The sequence below is a fragment of the Macrococcus sp. S115 genome (assembly GCF_030067655.1).
Taxonomy (GTDB): Bacteria; Bacillota; Bacilli; order Staphylococcales; family Staphylococcaceae; genus Macrococcoides; species Macrococcoides psychrotolerans.
Window position 1 is genome coordinate 32,044 of the sequence record NZ_JASJES010000003.1, and the last position, 23,879, is coordinate 55,922.

At 35.5% G+C, this 23,879-nt stretch carries 20 protein-coding genes, 2 tRNA genes and 1 other annotated feature; of the genes, 20 read left to right on the forward strand and 2 right to left on the reverse strand.

The window, feature by feature from the left end:
• Window positions 1-79 precede the first annotated feature (79 nt).
• The 10 genes from QNJ52_RS05250 (at window position 80) to budA (ending at window position 12,075) form a co-directional block, all read left to right on the forward strand.
• Window positions 80-982, forward strand: a complete 903-nt coding sequence (locus QNJ52_RS05250) for an ABC transporter ATP-binding protein (RefSeq protein ID WP_283722023.1) — start codon at window positions 80-82, stop codon at window positions 980-982.
• Entirely contained in the window at window positions 975-2,216 is a 1,242-nt protein-coding gene (locus QNJ52_RS05255; RefSeq protein WP_219493431.1) for an ABC transporter permease, read from the forward strand. Before QNJ52_RS05250 ends, QNJ52_RS05255 begins: the two co-directional genes overlap by 8 nt.
• A gap of 89 nt (window positions 2,217-2,305) precedes the next feature.
• Window positions 2,306-3,013 (forward strand): DsbA family protein, encoded by a 708-nt coding sequence (locus QNJ52_RS05260; RefSeq protein ID WP_219493432.1) that lies wholly within the window; start codon window positions 2,306-2,308, stop codon window positions 3,011-3,013.
• Window positions 3,010-3,426: a disulfide oxidoreductase gene (locus QNJ52_RS05265; RefSeq protein WP_219493433.1), complete on the forward strand. Its 417-nt coding sequence runs from the start codon at window positions 3,010-3,012 to the stop codon at window positions 3,424-3,426. Before QNJ52_RS05260 ends, QNJ52_RS05265 begins: the two co-directional genes overlap by 4 nt.
• A gap of 138 nt (window positions 3,427-3,564) precedes the next feature.
• Window positions 3,565-3,786: a S4 domain-containing protein YaaA gene (yaaA, locus tag QNJ52_RS05270; RefSeq protein ID WP_041635745.1), complete on the forward strand. Its 222-nt coding sequence runs from the start codon at window positions 3,565-3,567 to the stop codon at window positions 3,784-3,786.
• On the forward strand, window positions 3,783-4,892 hold the full coding sequence (gene recF, locus QNJ52_RS05275) for a DNA replication/repair protein RecF (RefSeq protein WP_283722024.1): 1,110 nt from the start codon (window positions 3,783-3,785) through the stop codon (window positions 4,890-4,892). Before yaaA ends, recF begins: the two co-directional genes overlap by 4 nt.
• A 7-nt stretch (window positions 4,893-4,899) precedes the next feature.
• Window positions 4,900-6,828 carry a DNA topoisomerase (ATP-hydrolyzing) subunit B gene (gene gyrB / locus QNJ52_RS05280; protein WP_481817290.1) on the forward strand — a complete coding sequence of 643 codons (1,929 nt, stop codon included), beginning with the start codon at window positions 4,900-4,902 and terminating at the stop codon, window positions 6,826-6,828.
• A gap of 27 nt (window positions 6,829-6,855) precedes the next feature.
• Window positions 6,856-9,495, forward strand: a complete 2,640-nt coding sequence (gyrA, locus tag QNJ52_RS05285) for a DNA gyrase subunit A (protein WP_283722026.1) — start codon at window positions 6,856-6,858, stop codon at window positions 9,493-9,495.
• A gap of 200 nt (window positions 9,496-9,695) precedes the next feature.
• Window positions 9,696-11,363: an acetolactate synthase AlsS gene (gene alsS / locus QNJ52_RS05290; RefSeq protein ID WP_283722027.1), complete on the forward strand. Its 1,668-nt coding sequence runs from the start codon at window positions 9,696-9,698 to the stop codon at window positions 11,361-11,363.
• Between the two features lie 10 nt (window positions 11,364-11,373).
• Window positions 11,374-12,075: an acetolactate decarboxylase gene (gene budA, locus QNJ52_RS05295; protein WP_283722028.1), complete on the forward strand. Its 702-nt coding sequence runs from the start codon at window positions 11,374-11,376 to the stop codon at window positions 12,073-12,075.
• 23 nt (window positions 12,076-12,098) lie between these two features.
• Here the strand turns inward: budA and QNJ52_RS05300 are convergent, their stop codons facing one another.
• Entirely contained in the window at window positions 12,099-12,917 is an 819-nt protein-coding gene (locus QNJ52_RS05300) for an NAD(P)H-hydrate dehydratase (protein ID WP_283722029.1), read from the reverse strand.
• A 97-nt stretch (window positions 12,918-13,014) separates the two neighbouring features.
• Window positions 13,015-13,208: a binding site (T-box leader), on the forward strand.
• A 53-nt stretch (window positions 13,209-13,261) separates the two neighbouring features.
• On the opposite strand from QNJ52_RS05300, the gene serS reads away from it, so the two are divergent.
• The 7 genes from serS (at window position 13,262) to QNJ52_RS05335 (ending at window position 21,793) form a co-directional block, all read left to right on the forward strand.
• Window positions 13,262-14,533, forward strand: a complete 1,272-nt coding sequence (gene serS, locus QNJ52_RS05305; protein ID WP_219493441.1) for a serine--tRNA ligase — start codon at window positions 13,262-13,264, stop codon at window positions 14,531-14,533.
• Between the two features lie 226 nt (window positions 14,534-14,759).
• Window positions 14,760-15,275, forward strand: coding sequence for a YceI family protein (locus QNJ52_RS05310; RefSeq protein ID WP_219494789.1), 516 nt, complete (start codon window positions 14,760-14,762; stop codon window positions 15,273-15,275).
• A 131-nt stretch (window positions 15,276-15,406) separates the two neighbouring features.
• Window positions 15,407-16,318, forward strand: coding sequence for a DUF2232 domain-containing protein (locus QNJ52_RS05315; RefSeq protein ID WP_283722030.1), 912 nt, complete (start codon window positions 15,407-15,409; stop codon window positions 16,316-16,318).
• Between the two features lie 29 nt (window positions 16,319-16,347).
• On the forward strand, window positions 16,348-18,309 hold the full coding sequence (locus QNJ52_RS05320) for a DHH family phosphoesterase (protein WP_283722031.1): 1,962 nt from the start codon (window positions 16,348-16,350) through the stop codon (window positions 18,307-18,309).
• A 1-nt stretch (window position 18,310) separates the two neighbouring features.
• Window positions 18,311-18,757 carry a 50S ribosomal protein L9 gene (gene rplI, locus QNJ52_RS05325; RefSeq protein ID WP_219493444.1) on the forward strand — a complete coding sequence of 149 codons (447 nt, stop codon included), beginning with the start codon at window positions 18,311-18,313 and terminating at the stop codon, window positions 18,755-18,757.
• Between the two features lie 17 nt (window positions 18,758-18,774).
• Window positions 18,775-20,181: a replicative DNA helicase gene (gene dnaB / locus QNJ52_RS05330; RefSeq protein WP_283722032.1), complete on the forward strand. Its 1,407-nt coding sequence runs from the start codon at window positions 18,775-18,777 to the stop codon at window positions 20,179-20,181.
• Window positions 20,182-20,503: 322 nt separating this feature from the next.
• On the forward strand, window positions 20,504-21,793 hold the full coding sequence (locus QNJ52_RS05335) for an adenylosuccinate synthase (protein WP_283722033.1): 1,290 nt from the start codon (window positions 20,504-20,506) through the stop codon (window positions 21,791-21,793).
• Between the two features lie 76 nt (window positions 21,794-21,869).
• On the opposite strand, the gene QNJ52_RS05340 is transcribed toward QNJ52_RS05335, so the two are convergent.
• On the reverse strand, window positions 21,870-22,757 hold the full coding sequence (locus QNJ52_RS05340) for a YitT family protein (protein WP_283722034.1): 888 nt from the start codon (window positions 22,755-22,757) through the stop codon (window positions 21,870-21,872).
• Between the two features lie 121 nt (window positions 22,758-22,878).
• Between QNJ52_RS05340 and QNJ52_RS05345 the strand changes: the two genes are divergently transcribed.
• The 3 genes from QNJ52_RS05345 (at window position 22,879) to yycF (ending at window position 23,878) form a co-directional block, all read left to right on the forward strand.
• Window positions 22,879-22,953 (forward strand) — tRNA-Glu (locus QNJ52_RS05345).
• A gap of 24 nt (window positions 22,954-22,977) precedes the next feature.
• Window positions 22,978-23,050 (forward strand) — tRNA-Asp (locus QNJ52_RS05350).
• A 126-nt stretch (window positions 23,051-23,176) separates the two neighbouring features.
• Window positions 23,177-23,878 carry a response regulator YycF gene (gene yycF, locus QNJ52_RS05355; protein WP_283722035.1) on the forward strand — a complete coding sequence of 234 codons (702 nt, stop codon included), beginning with the start codon at window positions 23,177-23,179 and terminating at the stop codon, window positions 23,876-23,878.
• Window position 23,879: the final 1 nt, after the last annotated feature.

A 23,879-nucleotide genomic window follows, 5' to 3' on the forward strand; every position in this document is an offset into this window, starting at 1 on the left:
TTGCTCAGTTTTTTTTATTATATTTTGAAATTTTTATACTAAAAATTGTATAATATTGTTAGTAAATACAATAAAGGAGATGTCTATGTTAAAACTTGAAAATGTATCAAAGCAGTTTGAAGAGTTTAAAGCTGTGGATAATGTCAATATTGAAGTTCCTCAAGGAGAAATGCTCGGATTTCTTGGTGGGAATGGTGCAGGTAAGACAACAACTTTCAGGATGATTCTTGGTTTGTTAAAAAAGTCATCAGGGACAATTACGTTTGATGGAAAACCGATTAATTATTCAATGACAGATAATATCGGATATTTACCTGAGGAGCGTGGTTTAAATCCGAAATTGAAAGTTTCGGAACAAATTCAATATTTGGCACGTTTAAAAGGTATGAAAAAGTCAGAAGTTGATCAAGCGTTAGATTACTGGTTAGAGCGTTTCGAAGTACCGGAGAATAAACATAAAAAAATTGAAGAATTATCAAAAGGTAATCAGCAAAAAATTCAATTAATCGGAGCAATTATACATAATCCTAAATTATTAATACTAGATGAGCCATTCAGTGGATTAGATCCAGTAAACGTTGAAATTCTTAAATCAGCAGTAAAAGAGATGAACGACAATGGAGCAACGATTGTGTTTAGTTCACATCGTATGGAACACGTAGAAGAAATGTGTGATTATGTGTGCATATTAAATAAAGGCAAGACGGTTGTTTCGGGTAATATTAAGCAAGTGAAACACGATTTTGGAAAGAAAGAAATTATTATCGAAGGGGACCATGATTTTAGTCATCTCGCTGAAATTGAGGGTGTTATAAAGTTCAAACAAAATAAAAATGATGTAAGATTAACGATTAAAGATCAATCGATTGCACCCATTGTTTTTGAAGCGGTAAAAAACATAGGTTTTGTAACAAGATTTCAAGTTGATGAACCTTCTCTGAACGACATCTTTATTGAGAAAGTGGGTGGTGCGATTGGATAAATTTATACCGACATTCTGGCTGACATATTGGAAGAAAATATCAAGTAAATCCTTTATCTTCTCGACGCTATTCATGATTATTATATTCGTTGGATTAAGTAATGCTGATAAAATTTATGACTTCTTTGATAGGAGTGAAGATGAAATTACTGTAATTTCAAGCTCGGATAAAGCTTTGGCAACAGCTTTTAAAGAAAGTTATCATAATCTTGACAAGAAAAAGAAACTAAAAATTGTGGATTTTAAAAAAGGTGAAGAAGGGATTAAAGATGAAACTTATAAATATTTAATTGACATAAAGGAAAACGAAGATAAAACAATTGAAGCAAAAGTATATTCAACCGAATACGCAAGTGACAGTGTGATGGGTGCAGTGCGTTCAACTTTAACAGCATTTCAAAGTAACAATATTGCACAATCATTAAATTTATCACAAGATGATTTAAGCCGTGTGATGAGTGAAGCAAAAGTTACAGATAAAGTTATTAAGCCTAAAGATGCGAACAATAACGTATCAGAACAAAGTAAAGCGCTAAATACGGCACTAGTTTATGCAGGCTTATTTTTAATTTTTATTATTACGATTAATTACGGAAGTCAAATTGCTACAGAAATTGCTCAAGAAAAATCTTCGCGTGTGATCGAAATGATTATTACGAGCATCTCTCCGATTACCCACTTAATGGCTAAAATATTAGGTGTAATCGCTGTGGCAGTGACGCAGATGATGATATACGCCATTGCTATTATCATTTGTATATATGCATTTAGCCTGGAAGAAACCGTCAGTGAATTAGGGTTTACCTTTGGTCCAGAAAATATAAGGATATTAATATATACAATCATCTTTTTAATATTGGGATTACTTATCTATATAAGTTCTAGTGCGATTGTTGGATCTTTGACAAACCGTATCGAAGATATAGGACAGGCAATTATGCCCATAACGATGCTAAATATGATTGCTTTTTATATTGCGATGTTTAGTTTATCTAAACCAGATACATTACTTGTAAAAATTGCAAGTTATATTCCGTTCTTCACACCTCAAATCATGTTACTCAGAACGATTTCAACTAAAACGAGTGATATCGAGATTATGATAGGTATAATTGTTTGTATTGTTACAATCATTTTGCTACTCTTTATCGCCGCTAAAATATATAAAGGAAGTGTGTTCAGTACAGATAAAAGTATGCTTAAAAACTTCAAACGTGCACTTAAAACTAAATAATGTCACAAAATCTTAATGATTATTCACGTGCAAAATTTGGTTAATTAATATAAAATTTATACTATCAATTAATTTTATAGGAGATAGTTATGAAAAATAAAGGCTCACTGATTTTTACGATGATAATGACTCTGCTTGTTATTGGCGTCATTGCTGCATTGATCATTTTTAACCAGAATAAGAAAGAAAGTTCCGTAGATACGGAATCATTAGGTACTGCAGATACAAACAATCAGCAAGGATTAAAATTATTAGATCAAATCGATATTAAAGATCAACCAATGATTGGTAAAGATGATGCAAAGGTGACCATCATAGAATTTGGAGATTTTAAATGTCCTGCATGTAAGGTGTTTGAATTAGATATCAAACCAGATTTGAAAAAGAAATACATAGATAGCGGAAAAGCTAAGCTGTATTTCATTAATACACCATTTCATGGTGAAGGATCGATGCTTGGGAGTCTGGCCGCTGAAACATTGATTAAACAAGAACCTGACAAGTATAGTGCATTTCAACAGGCATTATTCGAAATGCAACCTGATACAGAAGAAGAATGGTTGACGATTGATGCTGTTAAGAAAGCAGCAAAAACTGCCGCTGTCAGTAATGTAGACCAACTTGTAAAAGATGTTGAAGCTTTAAAAGAAAAAGCAGCAGTTAAAAAGGATATCAATCTCGTTGAAAAACATAATGTGACAATGACACCGACGATCGTTGTAAACGGAAAAGAAGTTAAAAATCCAATGGATCCTGCTGAAGTGGACAAAGTAATCGATGAGGCAGTTAAACAATGAAAAATACTACATACTTCTATATTTCCTGGGTAATTGCACTTGTCGCCACATTGGGAAGTCTGTACTTTTCTCAAATACGTCATTTTATTCCTTGTGAGATGTGCTGGTATCAGAGGATACTTATGTATCCTATAGTGATTATTGCAGGGTTTGCAGTATTTAATCACACTTATCATTATAAATATTTAATAATGACTTTCTCTATCATAGGTTTCTGCTTCTCATGTTATCATTATATGGAGCAGAAGATACCAGGATTTGCAGAGGTTAAACCTTGTGTTGGAGGAGTGCCTTGTAGTGCTCAGTATATTAATTATTTTGGATTTGTCACGATTCCTTTTTTAGCGGGCATCGCATTTCTACTAATTACAATAACTATGTTGTGTGTAAAAAAAGAAAATTATGCAAATTAAACTTCAATAATTATGATTTATGTGTAAAAGCGTTGGAATATCTTATTCCAACGCTTTTTATTCTTTTAAAACACATGCATTTTTTGTGAATTAACGGTATAATTATATAATGACTGAATGATAGGAGTGAGCCGTGAAATGATAAATATTATCGAACTTGATAAAGAAATTACGCTAGGACAATTTCTGAAATCAGAAGGCATTATTTCTACAGGTGGACAAGCGAAATGGTATTTGCAGGATCATCCTGTAGTTTTAAACGGAGAACCGGAAAATAGACGTGGTAAGAAGTTGCTTCAGGATGATTTACTGGAAGTTGAAGGTGAAACATATCAGATCACGTATAAGACGACAGAATGAAATTAAAGACGTTAACGCTAACTCATTATCGAAATTATGAAACTGCGGAATTAAATTTTAGTGATGAAGTAAATATTTTCATAGGCATTAATGCACAAGGAAAAACAAACTTACTTGAAGCAATTTACTGTCTCGCAATGGCTAAAAGCCATCGCACTTCTAATGATAAAGAGCTGATAGGATGGGGACATGAATTTAGTCATATCGAAGGTATGTTGTCTTACAAACATGGCACTATGCCATTATCTTTGTCCATCTCTAAAAAAGGAAAAAAAGCTAAAGTAAACTATTTAGAACAGAAACGATTAACGGAATATATTGGTCATATGAATGTTGTACTCTTTGCTCCTGAAGATTTGAATTTAGTCAAAGGGAACCCACAAATAAGAAGAAGATTTATCGATATGGAAATAGGTCAGATATCTGCCATTTACTTAAATGACTTATCAAGTTATCAGCGATTATTAAAGCAGAAAAATCATTTGTTAAAGCAAATGAAATTATCGAGTAGTAATGATAAAACAATGCTTGAAGTTATCAATGAACAGTTTGCCCAATATGCAGTGAAGTTAACATTGAGACGAAAAAAGTTTATCGAACAGCTAGAAGCATTAGCAATACCGATTCATACAGGCATTACAAAAGATAAAGAACACCTCTCTTTACGATACAATGCAAGCTTGAACTATGAATTAGCTGAGCAGGAGATGTTTGAGGAAACGATTCGTATATTAAATGTGCATATGGACAAGGAGATTGAAAGAACTCAAAGCTTATATGGACCGCATCGTGATGACTTAAGCTTTAAAATAAATAATATTGATGTACAGACATATGGTTCGCAGGGCCAGCAGCGTACAACTGCATTATCTATCAAATTAGCAGAGATTGAACTTATTAACCAGGAAATTGGAGAGTATCCAATTTTATTGCTGGATGATGTACTAAGTGAGTTGGATGATGATAGACAGACGCACCTGTTAACGACAATACAACATAAAGTTCAAACATTTGTGACGACAACGTCAGTAGAAGGTATTGAACACGAAACAATCAATAGAGCGAAATTATTCAATGTATTAGAAGGACAGATTTCGACTAACTAAAGGATAGGTGAACATAGTGGAACAACAAAATTTAGATCAGTATGGTGCCGATCAGATACAGGTACTAGAAGGATTAGAAGCGGTAAGAAAACGTCCTGGTATGTATATTGGTTCTACGGCATCAAGGGGGTTACACCATCTTGTCTGGGAAATTGTTGATAATAGTATTGACGAAGCCCTTGCTGGATATGCAGATCATATTGAAGTGACGATAGAAGAAGATAACTGGATAAAAGTTACGGATAATGGTCGTGGTATTCCGGTAGATATTCAGAAAAAAATGGGTCGTCCTGCGGTTGAAGTCATTTTAACTGTACTGCATGCTGGTGGTAAATTTGGTGGCGGCGGATATAAAGTTTCAGGGGGACTGCATGGCGTTGGTTCATCAGTTGTTAATGCCTTATCGTCTACATTGGAAGTATATGTTCATAAAGATGGCAAGATTCATCATCAAGCATATCACCGTGGTGTACCAGCATTTGATTTAAAGGTAATCGGAGAAACCGATAAGACTGGAACTGTCATTCGTTTTAAAGCGGATTCAGAAATATTTTCTGAAACAACAGAATATGAATACGAAATTCTTCAAAAACGAACTAGAGAGCTTGCCTTCTTAAATAAAGGTATCAAGATTGAAGTTAAGGACGAACGAGATAAAGAAGAAATTCGTCATGATATATACCACTATGAGGGTGGAATTAAATCGTACGTTGAATTACTGAACAAATCTAAAGAAGTCCTATTCCCAGAACCGATTTATATTCATGATAATCGTGATGAGATTGAAGTAGAGATTTCAATTCAATATAACAATGGCTATTCAACAAATCTTCTGAGCTATGCAAATAATATTCATACTTATGAAGGTGGTACACATGAAGATGGATTTAAGCGTGCATTAACTCGTGTAATCAATAGTTATGGTGTAAAGAATAAATTGATTAAAGAAGCCGATGAGAAGCTATCTGGAGAAGATGTACGTGAAGGGATTACTGCAATCGTCTCCATTAAGCATGGAGACCCGCAGTTTGAAGGACAAACGAAAACAAAACTCGGTAATACAGAAGTACGTCAAATTACTGATAACTTGTTTGCAGAAAACTTTGAACGTTTCTTATTAGAAAATCCACCAATTGCACGTATTATCGTGGAAAAAGGGATTATGGCATCGCGTGCCCGACTTGCAGCGAAGAAAGCGCGTGAAGTGACACGTCGTAAGTCAGGACTTGAAATTTCCAGTCTTCCAGGAAAACTTGCGGATTGCTCAAGCAAAGATCCATCCATTAGTGAATTATATATCGTAGAGGGAGATTCAGCGGGTGGTTCAGCGAAATCAGGAAGAGACTCTAAGACGCAGGCTATTTTACCGTTACGTGGTAAAATTTTAAATGTTGAAAAAGCAAGACTTGATCGAATTCTTGGAAATAATGAAATCCGTTCTATGATTACAGCAATGGGTACAGGTATTGGTGGAGAATTTGATATTTCTAAAGCTAGATATCATAAGATTGTTATTATGACAGATGCTGATGTGGACGGTGCACACATTAGAACATTATTGCTTACATTCTTCTATCGATTTATGAGACCTCTACTGGAAGCAGGATATATTTATATCGCACAACCTCCATTATTTAAAGTGGAACAAGGTAAGAAAAAATATTATGTATATAACGAACGTGAACTTGATAAATTGAGAAAAGAATTGCCGACGACACCGAAATGGCAACTTGCCAGATATAAAGGTTTAGGAGAGATGAATGCGGATCAGTTATGGGAGACGACTATGAATCCAGAACACCGTTCAATGTTACAAGTGACATTAAACGATGCGATTGAAGCGGATGAAGTTTTCGAGATGCTGATGGGAGACGTTGTAGAACATCGTCGTACGTTCATTGAAGAGAATGCAGAATACGCAAACGTTGATGTATAAAGATAGTATTTTAAGGAGGCGCCATCTATGACTTTAGACCATGATTCAAAATTAAAGGAGCAAAATATCGTCAAAGAAATGAAAGATTCATTTCTAGATTATGCAATGAGTGTTATTGTTTCTCGTGCATTACCGGATGTACGTGACGGCATGAAACCTGTTCATCGTCGAATACTTTACGGCATGAACAACCAAGGAATGACACCAGACAAACCATACAAGAAATCTGCGCGTATTGTTGGAGATGTAATGGGGAAATATCATCCGCATGGAGATTCATCTATATACGAAGCAATGGTGCGTATGGCGCAAGATTTCAGCTACCGTTACATGCTTGTCGATGGTCAAGGTAACTTCGGGTCTATGGATGGCGACGGAGCGGCTGCAATGCGATATACGGAAGCGCGTATGTCAAAAATTGCAATGGAACTTATGCGTGATATTAATAAGGACACAATTGACTTTACAGATAACTATGACGGAAATGAACGCGAACCTGTTGTATTACCGTCGAGATTTCCTAACTTACTTGTAAATGGAGCTTCTGGTATTGCAGTAGGTATGGCAACAAATATTCCTCCACATAACTTAACAGAAGTCATCAATGGTGTATTAGAACTAAGTAAAAATCCTGATATTTCTATTCCTGAATTAATGGAGTTCATTCAAGGACCAGATTTTCCTACGGCTGGGCTTATATTGGGACGAAGCGGTATACGCCGAGCATATGAAACAGGACGTGGATCTGTAATTATGCGCGCAAAGACATTGATCGAGATGCGTCCGAATGGTAAAGAGACAATTATCATTTCAGAAATTCCCTACCAAGTAAATAAAGCGAGATTAGTCGAGAAAATTGCTGAATTAGCACGTGATAAAAAGGTGGACGGCATTACAGATCTTCGTGACGAAACAAGTTTGAAAGAAGGGGTACGTATTGTTATCGATGTACGTCGTGATGCAAATGCAAGTGTAATCCTTAACAATTTATACAAGCAGACACCACTTCAAACATCATTTGGTGTGAATATGCTTGCCCTTGTAAATGGTAAGCCACAAGTATTAAATATTAAACAGGCAATTTATCATTATCTCGAACATCAAAAGACTGTTGTTCGCCGACGAACTGCTTATAATTTAAAAAAAGCAGAAGATCGCGCACATATTCTGGAAGGATTAAGAATTGCACTAGATCATATCGATGAAATTATTGCTTTAATTAGAGCCTCTAGTAACGATGCTGAAGCATTACAAGGATTACAAGATCAATTTAAATTATCAGAGCGTCAAGCACAGGCAATCCTTGATATGCGTTTACGTCGATTAACAGGTCTGGAAAGAGATAAAATTGAGTCTGAGTATCAAGAACTGTTGAAGTATATCGACGAACTCCGCGCCATATTAGCAGATGAAGAGAAGTTACTGCAAATCATCCGCGATGAATTAATTGAAATTCGTGATAAATATGGAGATGAACGCCGTAGTGAAATAGTTGCTGGAGGATTTGAAGATCTTGAAGATGAAGATTTAATTGATGAAGAAAATATCGTGATTACATTAAGTGGTAATAACTATATTAAACGTCTTCCAGCTTCCACTTATCGTGCACAGCATCGTGGTGGAAGAGGAATTCAAGGTATGAATACTTTGGATGAAGACTTCGTCAGTCAAATGGTAACAACTTCTACACATGATAATGTCCTGTTCTTTACGAACAAAGGGCGTGTGTATAAAGTAAAAGGATACGAAATACCTGAACTTTCAAGACAGTCAAAAGGTATTCCGGTTGTTAACGTAATTGAATTGGACAAAGATGAATCCATCAGTACGATGATTGCAGTGAAAAATCTTGAGCGTGAAGATGCTTATATTATATTTGCGACGAAACATGGAGTGATTAAACGTTCTAATTTATCTCACTTCTCGCGTATTAACAAAAACGGTAAGATAGCTATTAACTTTAGAGAAGAAGATGAACTGATTGCTGTTAGACTAACAGATGGTAATAAGCAACTGATTATAGGAACAAAACACGCTTCACTTATTCGTTTCGAAGAGAATAAATTACGTCCTTTAGGTCGTACAGCTGCAGGAGTTAAAGGTATCAGTCTGCGTGAAGGTGACGAAGTTATCGGATTAGATGTAATAGAATCTAATGGCGAACATGAAGTGCTGGTGGTTACTGAGAATGGATACGGAAAACGTACGAAAGAAAGTGAATATCGAATTTCAAATCGTGGGGGTAAAGGAATTAAAACAGCCACGATCACTGAGAAGAACGGAAATCTTGTCTGTGTCACTACTGTGAATGGTAACGAAGATATTATGATTGTAACAGACCATGGTGTAATTATTCGACTTGATGTTACAGAATTCTCACAAAATGGTCGATCTGCACAAGGAGTACGCTTGATTCGACTTGATGAAGGACAATTTGTTGCTACTGTCGCTAAAGTGGAAAAAGAAGAAGAAGTGATGGATGCGGATAAAGAACCAGGCGAAGTTATTGCAGAACAAGGTGCAGATTTAACTGAAGTAGCCAAAGAATCGGTTGATGAAACTATAGAGGTTGAAGATGGTCATGTGATGGGAACCGTTGATGTGTCAGAGCAAGATTCGTTAGAACGTTCTGAATTTCAATCAACATATAATGATAGTGAAGAATAAAGATTAAATTTATGAAATAAAATTTCTTAACCATTAAAATTTTAGAAAATTTTAATGGTTATTTTCTTACCATAAATAGCTTTAAAATAATGTTTTTTTATAAATAAATATCTCAGTTTAATTATTTGCCATTAAAAATGTTTAGTATTATTATAAAAATGTAATAAAAAAACGTAAAATTATATTTAGGAGAGATGATAATGAAAAAATCTGGTGGAGATTTATTTGTTGATACTCTAATTAATCATGGGGTCACTCATGTTTTTGGTATTCCAGGAGCTAAAATTGATAAAGCGTTTGATGTACTTGAAGATAGAGGACCGAAAGTCATTGTGACACGCCACGAACAAAATGCAGCTATGATTGCACAAGGTATAGGACGTATTACTGGTAAACCTGGTGTTGTGCTTGTGACAAGTGGACCAGGCGTAACGAACTTAACTACTGGACTGATTACTGCAAACTCAGAAAGTGATCCGATTGTAGCCATTGGCGGTAATGTAAGACGAGAAGATAGTTTAAAACGTACACATCAATCACTTGATAATGCTGGATTAATGAAGCACGTTACGAAATATTCTGTAGAAGCGCAAGATGCGAAAAGTATTTCTGAAGCAGTGACGAATGCATTTCGTGAAAGTGTGGAAGGTCGTAAAGGTGCAGCGTTTGTAAGTATTCCTCAAGATGTTATTTCTGCTGATAATGTAGAAGGAGAAGCTATTAAAGTAAAAGAAGCTCCAATACATGGACCTGCACCAGTTCACGAAATTGATGCATTAGTTGAACGTATTAAATCAGCAAAATTACCTGTGCTTCTTTTAGGGATGAGAGCTTCTTCTGAAGCATGTACAGCATCTATTCGCGAATTACTCTCAAAAACACCAATGCCAGTTGTAGAAACATTCCAGGGTTCTGGTATTCTATCTCGTGAATTAGAACATAATTTCTACGGCAGAATTGGTTTATTTCGTAATCAGCCTGGCGATGAGTTATTAAAACATGCTGATTTAGTTATCACTGTTGGATATGATCCTATTGAATATGATCCATTTATATGGAATGCAGAAAATGAAAAAACAATCATTCACATTGATGAAGTACAGAGTGATATCGATAACAACTATGCACCAGTTACTGAATTGATCGGTAACACTCCTTTAACAATTCAACGTTTGAATGAAAAACTTCAAAAAGATGATGTGGAATTAGATGATACAACTAAAGAGATATTAGAAAAGATTCAAAAGTTAATTGAAAAAAAATATGAGCTTCCTGAAAACTATAAAGACAGTGAAAAAGTTAACCCTAGACACATTGTTAAAGCAGTACGCGACATAATAGATGATGAAACAACTGTTACTGTAGATGTAGGTTCACTCTATATCTATATGGCACGTTATTTTAGAAGTTATGCACCAAGACATCTGCTCTTTTCAAATGGAATGCAGACGTTAGGTGTTGCTCTACCTTGGGCGATTGCCGCGTCTATTGCACGTCCTGGTAAAAAAGTAGTTTCGATGGCAGGAGATGGTGGATTTTTATTCTCAGGACAAGAATTAATAACAGCTGTTGAAATGAAAGCACCAATCGTTCAATTAATCTGGAACGATGGCTACTATGATATGGTTAAATTCCAGCAAGAAGGTAAATATGGCAAAGGTGCAGCCGTGAGATTACACCCAGTGGATTATGTTAAATATGCTGAATCTATGGGTGCTAAAGGATATCGTGTGACTCATGCTAGTGAATTAGAAGAAATTCTAGAAAAAGCAATGAAAGAAGAAGGACCAGTTGTAGTAGATATTCCTGTAGATTACAGCAATAACTCTAAATTAATGGCAGAACTTTTACCTGATAGCACAAACTAAGGAGGAACTTATGAATCATTTATATCAATATTCAACTATGGGTGCGTTAGTTGGTGGTTTATTTGAAGGCACGTTCAAGATGTCAGAAGTACTGAAATCAGGTAACTATGGTATTGGAACGATGGACGGTCTAGATGGAGAATTGGTTATTATAGAAGGTAAGCCTTATCTCATCGAAAGTAATGGAAATATACGAGAGGTGGATGCTGAAGAGCGCACACCTTTTGCGAGCATGATTGAATTTAAACCTACACACACATTAAATTACAAAGAGATATTAAATAAAGAACAGATGGATGAAATTATCCTAGAAGAAATACAAGGGATGAACTATTTCCATGCGGTTAAGATTACAGGGAAGTTTAAGCTTATCAAAGCACGTGCGGTGAAAAAGCAGAAGAAACCTTATCCGAAATTAGTAGAGGCAGTAAAAGAACAAGGATACTTTGACTATACGGACACTACCGGAACATTGTTTGGTTTCTATACACCACACTTCATTCAAGGCGTTGGTGTTGGTGGCTATCATGTCCATTATCTGAGTGATGATGGTAAAGAAGGTGGCCATGTATTTGATTATGAAATCGAAGATGTATCTGTAGAGATGGCATTAGCAGAAGATTTAATATTAAAGATGCCAGAAACAGAGACATATCGCAAGAATGACTTGAACAACCCTGACATGCTTAAAGATATAGAGGCAAGTGAATAATCGTTTTAGAAGAGGATGAGGCATTATGCCTCATCCTCTTCTAATTCTTTCATCATATAAGGTAGCTGATCTATAATAGCAGATGGTGGTACTACATACATATCACGAGCAAGTTTATCTCCTATAAGACTATGGATATAAACAGCCTGCTTTATCGCTTCCTCTGTATCGAATTGTCCAATAAAGCTTGCAATGATGCCTGCCAAGGCATCACCCATACCTCCTGAGGCCATGGCGGGATCTCCTACTGTAATCTTATAATCACCGCTTTTAAGGTATAGTTCTGTTTCATGTTGTTTCAATATAACATGTGCTCCAAATTCATTAGCTTTTATTCGATTGAGTTCTGGTGTCTGTTCATCGATGCTGATGCCGCTGATACGCTCCCACTCCATCTGGTGTGGCGTAAGTATTACATTACATTTAGGAAATGGATGTTTTAGTTTGCTTAAGATCGTTATTGCATCCCCATCAATAATCAAGCTCTGTTCTTCTTTAATATGTTGAAATAGTAGCGTTAGAACATTATTTCCTTGGAAATCTAAACCGAGTCCTGGTCCGATGAGTATACAATCAGCATTTTCGATAAGTTTTGTTAAACGTTTAATATCATTAATATCTGAAACCATAGCTTCTGGGCAACGGGAATGCAGAGCAGTATGATTTGAATGATGGGTAGCTACTGTTGTTAAACCACCGCCGCTATATACACATGCACGAGCAGCAATCATAATTGATCCGCCCATATTTTGATTACCACCGATGAGTAATATACGTCCGTAATCTCCTTTATGACTATAAGGTTTACGTCTAGGTATACGTATTTCATTGATTAACTGCATAACCATTCTCCTTTTATGTTTCAATGTCCATATAACTATAACAGATATAGTTGAAATTCTAAAATGAATTTGATAATATGAAATTAAATTTAAATATATTATTTGTCTGTTTGGGATAAGTAGTGAATACATTTTTATAAGAGACGTAACGGCTGGTGGAAGTTACGAAATGTATTGATGAATTTCTACCCATTGCATTGAGGATAAATCGGCTTAACCGTTATTTAATTGAGAGAATAGTCGTACTGACTATTAATTAGGGTGGCAACGCGTAAATACCACGTCCCTTTCAAGGGATGTGGTTTTTTTGTTACCCACATATAAAATATGAGGAGGCAATACAAATGTTAGACATTAAATTATTTAGAACAGAACCAGAATTCGTTAAGAAAAAATTAGAAATGCGTGCAATTGATACTTCCATCGTTGATGAAATTTTAGCGCTTGATACAGCAGCACGTGAACTTACAGCAAGAACTGAAGAATTAAAAGCAAAACGTAATAAAACCAGCGAAGAAATTGCACAGAAAAAACGTAATAAGGAAAATGCAGACGATGCAATTAAAGCAATGCGTGAAGTAGGTGAAGAAATAAAGCGTATTGATACTGAGTTGAACGAAGTATCTCAAACGTTGAAGGATAAACTTGTACGTTTGCCGAACTTAGTAAGCGATGAAACACCATTTGGCAAAGATGAGGATGAAAACGTTGAAGTCAAGAAATGGGGAACACCACGTACATTTGATTTCGACGCAAAAGCGCATTGGGATATCGTCGAAAATTTAAAAATGGCTGATTTTGAGCGTGCTGCTAAAGTTTCAGGTGCACGTTTCGCATTTTTAACGAAAGATGGTGCGCGTTTAGAACGAGCATTAATGAACTTTATGTTAGATACACATCGTGCAAACGGATACGAAGAAATGGTGACACCACAACTCGTAAATGCCGCTTCTATGTTTGGTACAGGACAACTTCCTAAGTTTGAAGAAGACTTATTCAAAGTTGAAAAAGAAGGTTTATATACAATTCCGACTTCAGAGGTACCACTAACGAACTTCTATCGTGACGAAATCTTAACAAATGATATGTTACCTACGAAATTTACTGCGATGACAGCATGTTTCAGAAGCGAAGCAGGTTCAGCAGGCCGTGATACACGTGGATTAATTCGTATGCATCAATTTAACAAAGTCGAAATGGTGCGCTTTGAACGCCCTGAAGATTCTTACGCTGCGTTAGAAGATATGACACGTTCAGCTGAAAGTATTCTGGAGAAATTAAATATTCCTTATCGTACGATTGCTTTATGTTCTGGAGATATCGGATTTGGTGCTGCAAAAACTTATGATGTTGAAGTGTGGCTGCCAAGTTATGATGCCTATAAAGAAATTAGCTCATGTTCAAATATGACAGACTTCCAGGCACGACGTGCAAATATTCGCTTCAAGCGCGATAAAAATGCAAAAGCTGAACTTGTAAATACATTGAATGGTTCAGGACTGGCTGTAGGACGTACTTTTGCTGCAGTAGTCGAAAATTATCAAAATGAAGATGGATCTATCACAGTTCCAGAAGTACTCGTTCCATATATGGGTGGACAAACTGTAATTAAATAATAAGCAGAGGCGGTTCAATGTTATCATTTGAATCGTCTTTTAATATGATGTTATAATAAGACAGAATTATCTGAATATAAAAACTTTTGTTATATATTTTTTATAGTTGAATATAATTTTTATATTTGATATATTAATTATAACGAAATGGAAGGTCATAATTATTTAACGATATGAACTGGCATTTCTGAATCGGTATAAAAAACTTAAAAGGTGGAACTTAATGATGACAAACTTTAAACTAGACCCAGTACACAGTAACGTAGAATTCTCTATCAAACATTTAATGGTATCAAAAGTGAAAGGTGAATTTACTGAATTTGATGGACAAGCTACAGGAGACATCAACGATTTAACATCTCTACAATTAACAGCTTCTGTAAAAGTAGATTCTATTAACACGAACAATGCAGACCGTGACGGGCATTTAAAATCTGCTGATTTCTTCGATGTAGAAAAATATCCGGAGATTAAATTTGTATCTAAGTCTATTACTCAAAACAAAGTAACAGGCGACTTAACAATTAAAGATCAAACGCATGAAGAAACATTTGATTTAGAATTTAACGGTGTTCATAAAAATCCAATGGATGGAAGCAGTGTAACTGGATTTATCGTAAATGGATCAGTTAACCGTGAAAAATATGGCATCAACTTTAATCAAGCCTTAGAAACAGGTGGCGTTATGATTGGTAAAGAAGCTAAATTCGAAGTTAACGCTGAATTTGCAATCGAAGAATAATAAATATAATTGTAGCTGGGGCAAAATTGCCTCAGTTTTTTATTTTGTTCTGAAAAATTGAGACTTGAGAAAGAAAGTTGTAAAATAGAGTAGTTATCGAAATTTTTGTTTTAAGAAAGTGAGATTTTAATTTGAATATTGATATAAGAAAAACAATTGTAACTTCTATTATTATGCTATTAGCAACAATAATCATTCATTTTGTACCAGGGCTATTCTTAATTATTGCACCTTTTTTGCTTATTCCTGCAGTGACTTTGTATTATCACTCTAAAGAAAGTTACTATGTGATGAGTTTTGTAATTCTTATCGCTGTTATATTTGCTTCGATATTCACAATGCAAATTATGTTAAGCGTTATTTTTGGAGGTTATATTGTAGGCCAATTATTAAAAGAGAAAGCTTCTAAGGAACGTATACTATACATTTTGACTGTGTTTTATACCGTTTTTTCGTTAATCGCTATAATTATATTGCAAATGGCTGGTGTTATACCGAAAATGGCGGATATTTTTGCCCCTGCTACAGATGCTTACTATAACTTATTAATGGCAGAGGTTGAAAAAGGCACAGTTACTAAAACATACGCTGATTTATTTTTAACGAGTATGGATGCATTAGTGTTACAAATACCAGGGTTATTAATTTTATTTTTATTTATATTATCCCTTATTCAAATCAGCATTACTTTTCCATTTGTAAGAAAGTTTAAAGTATCGACACCAAATTTCCGACCGTTATATATGTGGCGTATTCCAAAATCAGTGCTATATCTATACTTTCTTACGCTTTTTATTGCACTCTTCATTACAGATACGGATGTCGTGCTGTTAGGCATAGTCACAAACTTTAAGTATGTGTTAGAATGGGTTATATTCATCCAGGGACTCTCGCTGTTTAGCTTCTTTATAAAAGTAAAACGTACACATCCAGTATTAAACATTTTAATATACATATTTGCATTTATTTTCTCACCAGTGACACAAATCTTTGGAATGATAGATATGATATTGAATTTAAAATCTAATATTAAGCGCAAGTAAGATTATAAATTTAACGAAGAGGTGTCAACATGAACAGAAAGTATAACAGGCAGACATTGATCATACCCTTTATTGTGATGACGCTTGCTGCTATCATCGTGACAGGGATTTTGTATACTGAAGATGCGATGTTAGCTGGAGTGACCAGTGTGATTCTATTTATTATTATCTGCATTTCCTACTCTTACTTTAAACATAGTTTGAGACAAAATGAACGTTATATTGAGAATTTGTCCACTGTAATTGGTAATGGAAAGAACTATGCGATAAGTGAGTTACCAATAGGGATTCTGCTGCTAGATGAAAATGAGCATATTGAATGGTATAACCATTTTATGAATGAAAAAATTAGTGAGCCTATTATTTCAGAATCTATTCATGATATTTTTCCGAACTTGCTGAACCAACTTAAGGTAAGCGCGGTTAATGAGGCGAATGCTCAATACAAAGACTACAAATTTAAAGTGATGTTTTCTGAAGAGAATAATGTACTATATTTCTTCGATATTACTGATAAGATTGAAACACATCAATTATTTGAAGATGCAAAGCCTGTAATTGGTATTATGTTTTTAGATAATTTTGACGAAGTCACTCAAAACATGACCGACGCCCAACGTACCGAGATTAATAGCTTAATGTCTATGGAAATCAATAAGTGGGCAGAACTTAATAATGTTTATATCAAAAGATATCAATCGGATCAGTTTATGATGTTCTTTAATCAAAAAATATTGCACTCAATCGAAGAAACAAAATTTAATTTACTTGATAATATTAGAGATAAAAGCCGTGAAATTAAGACACATGTCACTTTGAGTGTAGGGATTGGTGAAGGTGCTGATAACTTAATTGAATTAGGTACACTTGCGCAATCAAGTTTAGATTTAGCCCTTGGACGTGGTGGAGATCAAGTAGCGATTAAACATATAAATGGGAATGTGAGATTTTATGGCGGCAAGACAGATCCTATGGAAAAACGTACACGTGTCAGAGCTCGTGTAGTATCACATGCATTGAAGGATATTCTTGTTGAAGGAGATAATGTGATGATTATGGGGCATAAACGCCCTGATATGGACGCTATTGGTGCTGCAATCGGTGTGGCACGATTTGCGAAGATGAATAATCTAAAGGCAAATATAATACTCAATGATCATGATATCGATGATACGTTATCGCGTGTAATGACAGAGATTGCTGAAAAGCCAGAGCTAAACGAAATCTTTATTAGTTCAGAAGATGCTTGGAATCTAATGACGAAACGCACAACTTTAGTCATCGTGGATACACATAAACCAGAGATGGTTATAGATGAAAATATATTAAACAAAGCTTCCAGAAAGGTTGTTATTGACCATCATAGACGAGGAGAAGAATTTGTATCAAACCCATTACTTGTTTATATGGAACAATATGCTAGTTCGACAGCTGAACTGGTGACAGAGTTACTAGAATATCAACCGACCGATTATAAATTAACGCGACTGGAAGCGACTGTAATGCTTGCAGGTATTATTGTCGATACACGCAACTTCACATTACGCACAGGTTCCAGAACATTTGATGCAGCAAGTTTCTTAAGAAATCATGGTGCAGATACGATATTATGTCAGCATTTCCTAAAGGATGATATGGAGACTTACATTAAGCGCTCAGAAATTATTCAGACAGTGGTTCTTGAAGATAACGGTATTGCGATTGCGCATGGTCCTAGTGATGAAGTGATTCATCCTGTTATTGTTGCACAAGCAGCAGATCAGCTACTTAACATTGAAGGTGTTGAAGCTTCATTCGTAGTAGCCAAACGTAAAGATAATGTTGTCGGAATATCAGCGCGTTCATTAGGTGAAATCAACGTACAGCTTGTAATGGAAAAGATGGGCGGTGGTGGCCATTTATCTAATGCAGCAACCCAAATTGAAGACATGACTGTTGAAGAAGTTATCAGTCAGCTTAGAAATATTATTCATGATGAAGGAGAGGAATAAAATGAAAGTTATATTTACACAAGACGTTAGAGGAAAAGGTAAAAAAGGTGAAATTAAAGAAGTACCTGTAGGATATGCGAATAATTTCTTATTAAAGAATAAATTAGCTGTTGAAGCAACACCAGGTAATTTAAAACAGCTAGAAGCGCAGAAGAAAAGAGTAGAGGCAGATAAGCAGCAAGAACTTGAAGATGCACAAGCATTAAAAGAAAAATTAGAAGCATTAGAAGTTAAAGTGACTGCAAAGTCAGGTGAAGGGGGTCGTTTATTTGGTTCAGTCAGCTCTAAACAAGTTGCTGATGCATTAAATAAACAACATGGTATTAAAATTGATAAACGTAAAATGGATTTACATGATGGTATCAGAAGTTTAGGCTATACAAATGTGCCTGTTAAACTTCATAACAAGGTAAGCGGCACATTAAAAGTGCATGTAACTGAAGCATAATAGATAAGGAGGATAATATGGCAGATTATCTTGAAGGTAAGAAACTCCCGTTTAATTTAGTTGCGGAACAGTCAGTTTTAGGCGCTATCTTTATCGATAATGAAGTATTATCTTCCGTTCTAGAAGTACTCGTTCCTGGGCATTTTTACAGACAGTCGCATCAACATATATTTGAAGCGATGATGACATTGTCTGAGAAAAATGAAATAGTAGATATTGTAACTGTAGTAGATCAGATGACATCAGACGGGACATTAGAAGCGGCTGGTGGAGAGATGTATCTTGTAGACTTAGCTGCAATTGTACCGAGTGCCCGTAATGTAGATTTTTACGCGGATATCGTCTATAAAGATGCTGTAAAGCGACGATTAATTCATACGGCAGACACTATTATGGCGGATGGTTATAATGAGACACTAGATCTCGAAACGTTACTTTCTGATGCCGAAAAGCGCATTATGGAAGTGTCTACTTCTAGAGGAACAGAAGGTTTTCAGGAAATCAAAGATGTATTGACGCAAGTCTTTAATAATGCTGAAGAACTTGATAAGAACCAAGGGCAGACCCCAGGTATCCCTACTGGATATAGAGATCTTGATCAAATGACGGCTGGGTTCAACAGAAATGATCTAATCATTATTGCAGCACGTCCTTCGGTAGGTAAGACCGCTTTCGCCTTAAATATTGCAACACAAGTAGCAACGCATGATCGAGGCGATGAGACGCCTTATAGTGTGGGGATATTTAGTCTTGAGATGGGTGCTGATCAGTTAGCAACACGTATGATTTGTAGTACAGGGAACGTAGATTCTAATAGATTACGTACAGGAACAATGGATGGAGAAGACTGGAATCGTTTCACAGTAGCAGTGGGTAAGCTATCTAAGACAAATATATATATAGATGATACACCAGGTATCCGTATTACAGATATCCGTTCTAAGTGTAGAAGACTAAAACAAGAACATGGATTAGATATGATACTGATTGATTATCTTCAACTTATTCAAGGTTCAGGAAGTCGTTCCAGTGACAACAGACAACAAGAAGTATCAGAAATCTCGCGTATGCTGAAAGCTTTAGCTAGAGAACTAGAATGTCCTGTAATTGCGTTATCACAGTTATCTCGTGGCGTGGAACAAAGACAGGATAAACGTCCAATGATGAGTGATATTCGTGAATCAGGTTCGATTGAGCAAGATGCAGATATCGTTGCATTCTTATATCGAGATGATTATTACAATCGTGGTAATGGTGAAGATGGTGAAGAAGAAGTAGATGCAGGGGCTCAAGAGGAAAACGGGGAAATAGAAATTATTATTGCGAAGCAACGTAATGGTCCGACAGGAACAGTTAAACTTCATTTCTTAAAGCAATATAACAAATTTACAGATATTGATTATGCACATTCAGATGTATATTAATGAGTAAAGTGTATAAAATGAATAAAAACCGTACATTAATTTTTATTATTAATTAATTGTACGGTTTTTATATTATATATGACTAGGAAACTACAAGATAGTTTGTGAAAAAATAAAATAATAAATGATCAATTATTAAATTTTTATTTAATAAAATGCTGAAATATCAATGTTTTTTTAAAAGTCAGATGTTCATAATCTCCATTTCTATGTCTTTTAGTGAAATAAGTGAATATTTATTAATGTTCGTTTTTTAGTTGATTTTTCCCGATTTCATTGTTAAAATGTTTAAGGTTAGTGAACAAAATTTGGAGGTGCACTCATGTCATCAATCGTAGTTGTTGGGACTCAATGGGGAGACGAAGGTAAAGGTAAAATCACGGACTTTTTAGCAGAAGAAGCAAACGTTATTGCACGTTTTTCAGGTGGTAATAACGCAGGACATACAATTAAATTTGGTGGAGAAACATACAAATTGCATTTAGTACCATCAGGTATTTTCTATTCAGATAAACTATCTGTTATTGGAAATGGTGTAGTAGTAGATCCTGTTGCATTATTAAAAGAATTAGATGCACTGAATGAACGTGGTGTAAAAACTGATAACTTACGTATTTCAAACCGTGCACAAGTTATTTTACCGTATCATTTAAAACAAGATGAATTAGAAGAAGAAAAACGCGGTGATAATAAGATTGGTACAACGAAAAAAGGAATCGGACCATCTTATGTAGATAAAGTACAACGTATCGGTATTCGTATGGCAGATTTACTTGATAAAGAAACGTTCGAAACAAAGTTAAAAGAAAACTTAGCAATGAAAAACGAAATGTTTGAAAAATTATTCAATGCTGAAGGATTTAAATTTGAAGAAATCTTTGATGAGTATTATGCAGCTGGCCAACGCCTAAAAGAATATACAGTAGATACTGCAAAAGTATTAGACGATGCATTTATGGCAGAGGAAAAAGTGTTATTTGAAGGCGCTCAAGGAGTGATGCTTGATATCGATCACGGGACATACCCATTCGTTACTTCAAGTAACCCGATTGCAGGGAACGTAACAGTTGGTACAGGTGTAGGTCCAACGTTTATAGATAAAGTTGTTGGTGTATGTAAAGCTTACACGTCACGAGTAGGAGACGGACCATTCCCGACTGAATTATTTGATGAAGACGGGCATCATATTCGTGAAGTTGGTCGTGAATACGGAACGACTACTGGACGTCCACGTCGTGTAGGTTGGTTTGACTCTGTTGTATTACGCCATTCTCGCCGTGCAAGTGGTATTACGGACTTATCAATTAACTCAATTGATGTATTAACAGGTTTAGAAACTGTTAAGATTTGTACAGCATATGAATTGGATGGTAAGGAAATTACAGAATACCCAGCGAATCTAAACGAATTAAATCGTTGTAAGCCGATTTTCGAAGAATTACCAGGATGGACTGAAGATGTGACTTCATGTAAATCATTGGACGAGCTACCTGATAACGCACGTCGTTACTTAGAACGTATCTCTGAGTTATGTAACGTTAAGATTTCTATCTTCTCAGTTGGACCAGATAGAAATCAAACGAACTTACTTGAAAACTTATGGGAAAAATAAGAGGCTATCATCTGAGCGATTAGCTTTAAATTAAAAGCCATAAAACATTTAATGTTTTATGGCTTTTAAAATTGTTTTAATGTATATCTTTCTTTTTAAATCTGCCGCCTTTAACTTCAGAGACGTTCCCAATGGCAACAAAGGCGCTGTCATCATAATGATTGACGATATCTTTAAGTTTAAATTCTTCTAATCGCGTAATGACACAGAAGATGACTTTCTTGTCATCACCAGTGTATGCTCCTTCCCCTTTCAAATAAGTAACACCACGACCGAGACGATCATTAATAGCATCTCCAATTTCTTCGTATTGATCGCTGATGATCCATACAGATTTCGATTCGTCGAGACCTTGCTGTACAATATCGATGGTTTTAGATGCGATAAAGTAAGCAATAACAGAATACATGGCAGATTCCCAAGTAAATACAAAGCCTGCAGCGGTGTAGATAAAGAAGTTAATGACCATGACAATTTCACCTACTGAAAAGGGAGTCTTATTGTTGATAAGTATCGCAAGAATCTCTGTACCATCAAGAGAACCTCCGTAACGGATAACAAGTCCAACACCGAGTCCAAGAATGACACCACCAAAGATAGTGACCAAAAACTTTTCATCTGCAAATGCGGGTACTGGATGTAATAGTGCTGTACCGATGGATAGTATACCGATACCATAGAGCGTAGAGAGTGCGAATGTTTTACCAATCTGTTTATAACCAAGGTAGAAAAAAGGGATGTTTAATAAGAAAATAAAGAGTCCAATAGGCAATTTTAAGAAATGGCTTATCATGATCGATATACCAACAATACCACCATCTAATAGATTATTAGGTACGAGAAATAATTCAAGTGCAATGGCCATTAGAATCGCGCCAATTGTAATGATCATAAACCGTTTTAATTTTTCTTTTAACGGAAGTTTTTTATGGGTTTTAAAAGGTTTTGCGGAAGTTATATCCATGTTGTGCACTCCAATCTAATATATATAAATAATTATACAGAAAAAATCAAAATTTATTTAAAAATATGCTTGATATTTATAAATTTATCATGCTATAATCAATCTTGTGTTAAAAAAATTCGGCCCCTTGGTCAAGCGGTTAAGACACCGCCCTTTCACGGCGGTAACACGGGTTCGAATCCCGTAGGGGTCACCATTTTTCAATTACATATTTATACATGGTCCCGTGGTGTAGCGGTTAACATGCCTGCCTGTCACGCAGGAGATCGCGGGTTCGATTCCCGTCGGGACCGCTCAAAAGAAGATACGTTTACGTATCTTCTTTTTTTGTACTTGTCAGCAGTATAGAAAAAGATGTTGAACAGTGGTAAATTATAAGATAGATACTTATAAAAATTTTTATGAGATGAGGGAAATGTATGTCGAGAAAAATCGTAGTTGTAGATGATGAAAAACCGATTGCAGATATATTAGAATTTAACTTAAAAAAAGAGGGTTATGAAGTTCATGTCGCTTATGATGGCGATGATGCAGTGGAACTAATCTATGATATTCAACCAGATATCGTATTGCTAGATATTATGCTTCCAGGTCGTGATGGTATGGAAGTCTGTCGTGAAGTGCGTAAGAAATACGATATGCCGATTATTATGCTGACAGCTAAAGATTCTGAGATTGATAAAGTGTTAGGCCTGGAACTTGGTGCTGATGATTATGTGACAAAGCCATTCTCTACACGTGAACTGATTGCGCGGGTTAAAGCCAATTTACGTCGTCATTACTCACAAACACAATCTGAAGAGAAGGAAGAGTCCACAAATATCATCATTAAAGATATTGTAGTCTATCCTGAAGCTTATTCAATAAAGAAACGTGGTATAGATATCGAACTGACACACCGAGAATTTGAACTTTTTCATTATTTAGCAAAGCATATCGGGCAGGTCATGACACGTGAACATTTACTGCAGACAGTATGGGGATATGATTATTTTGGTGATGTAAGAACTGTAGATGTTACAATTAGACGTCTAAGAGAAAAGATTGAAGATGATGCAAGTCATCCAGAATATATTGTGACACGCCGTGGTGTAGGATATTTCTTGCAGACGCAGGAGTAAT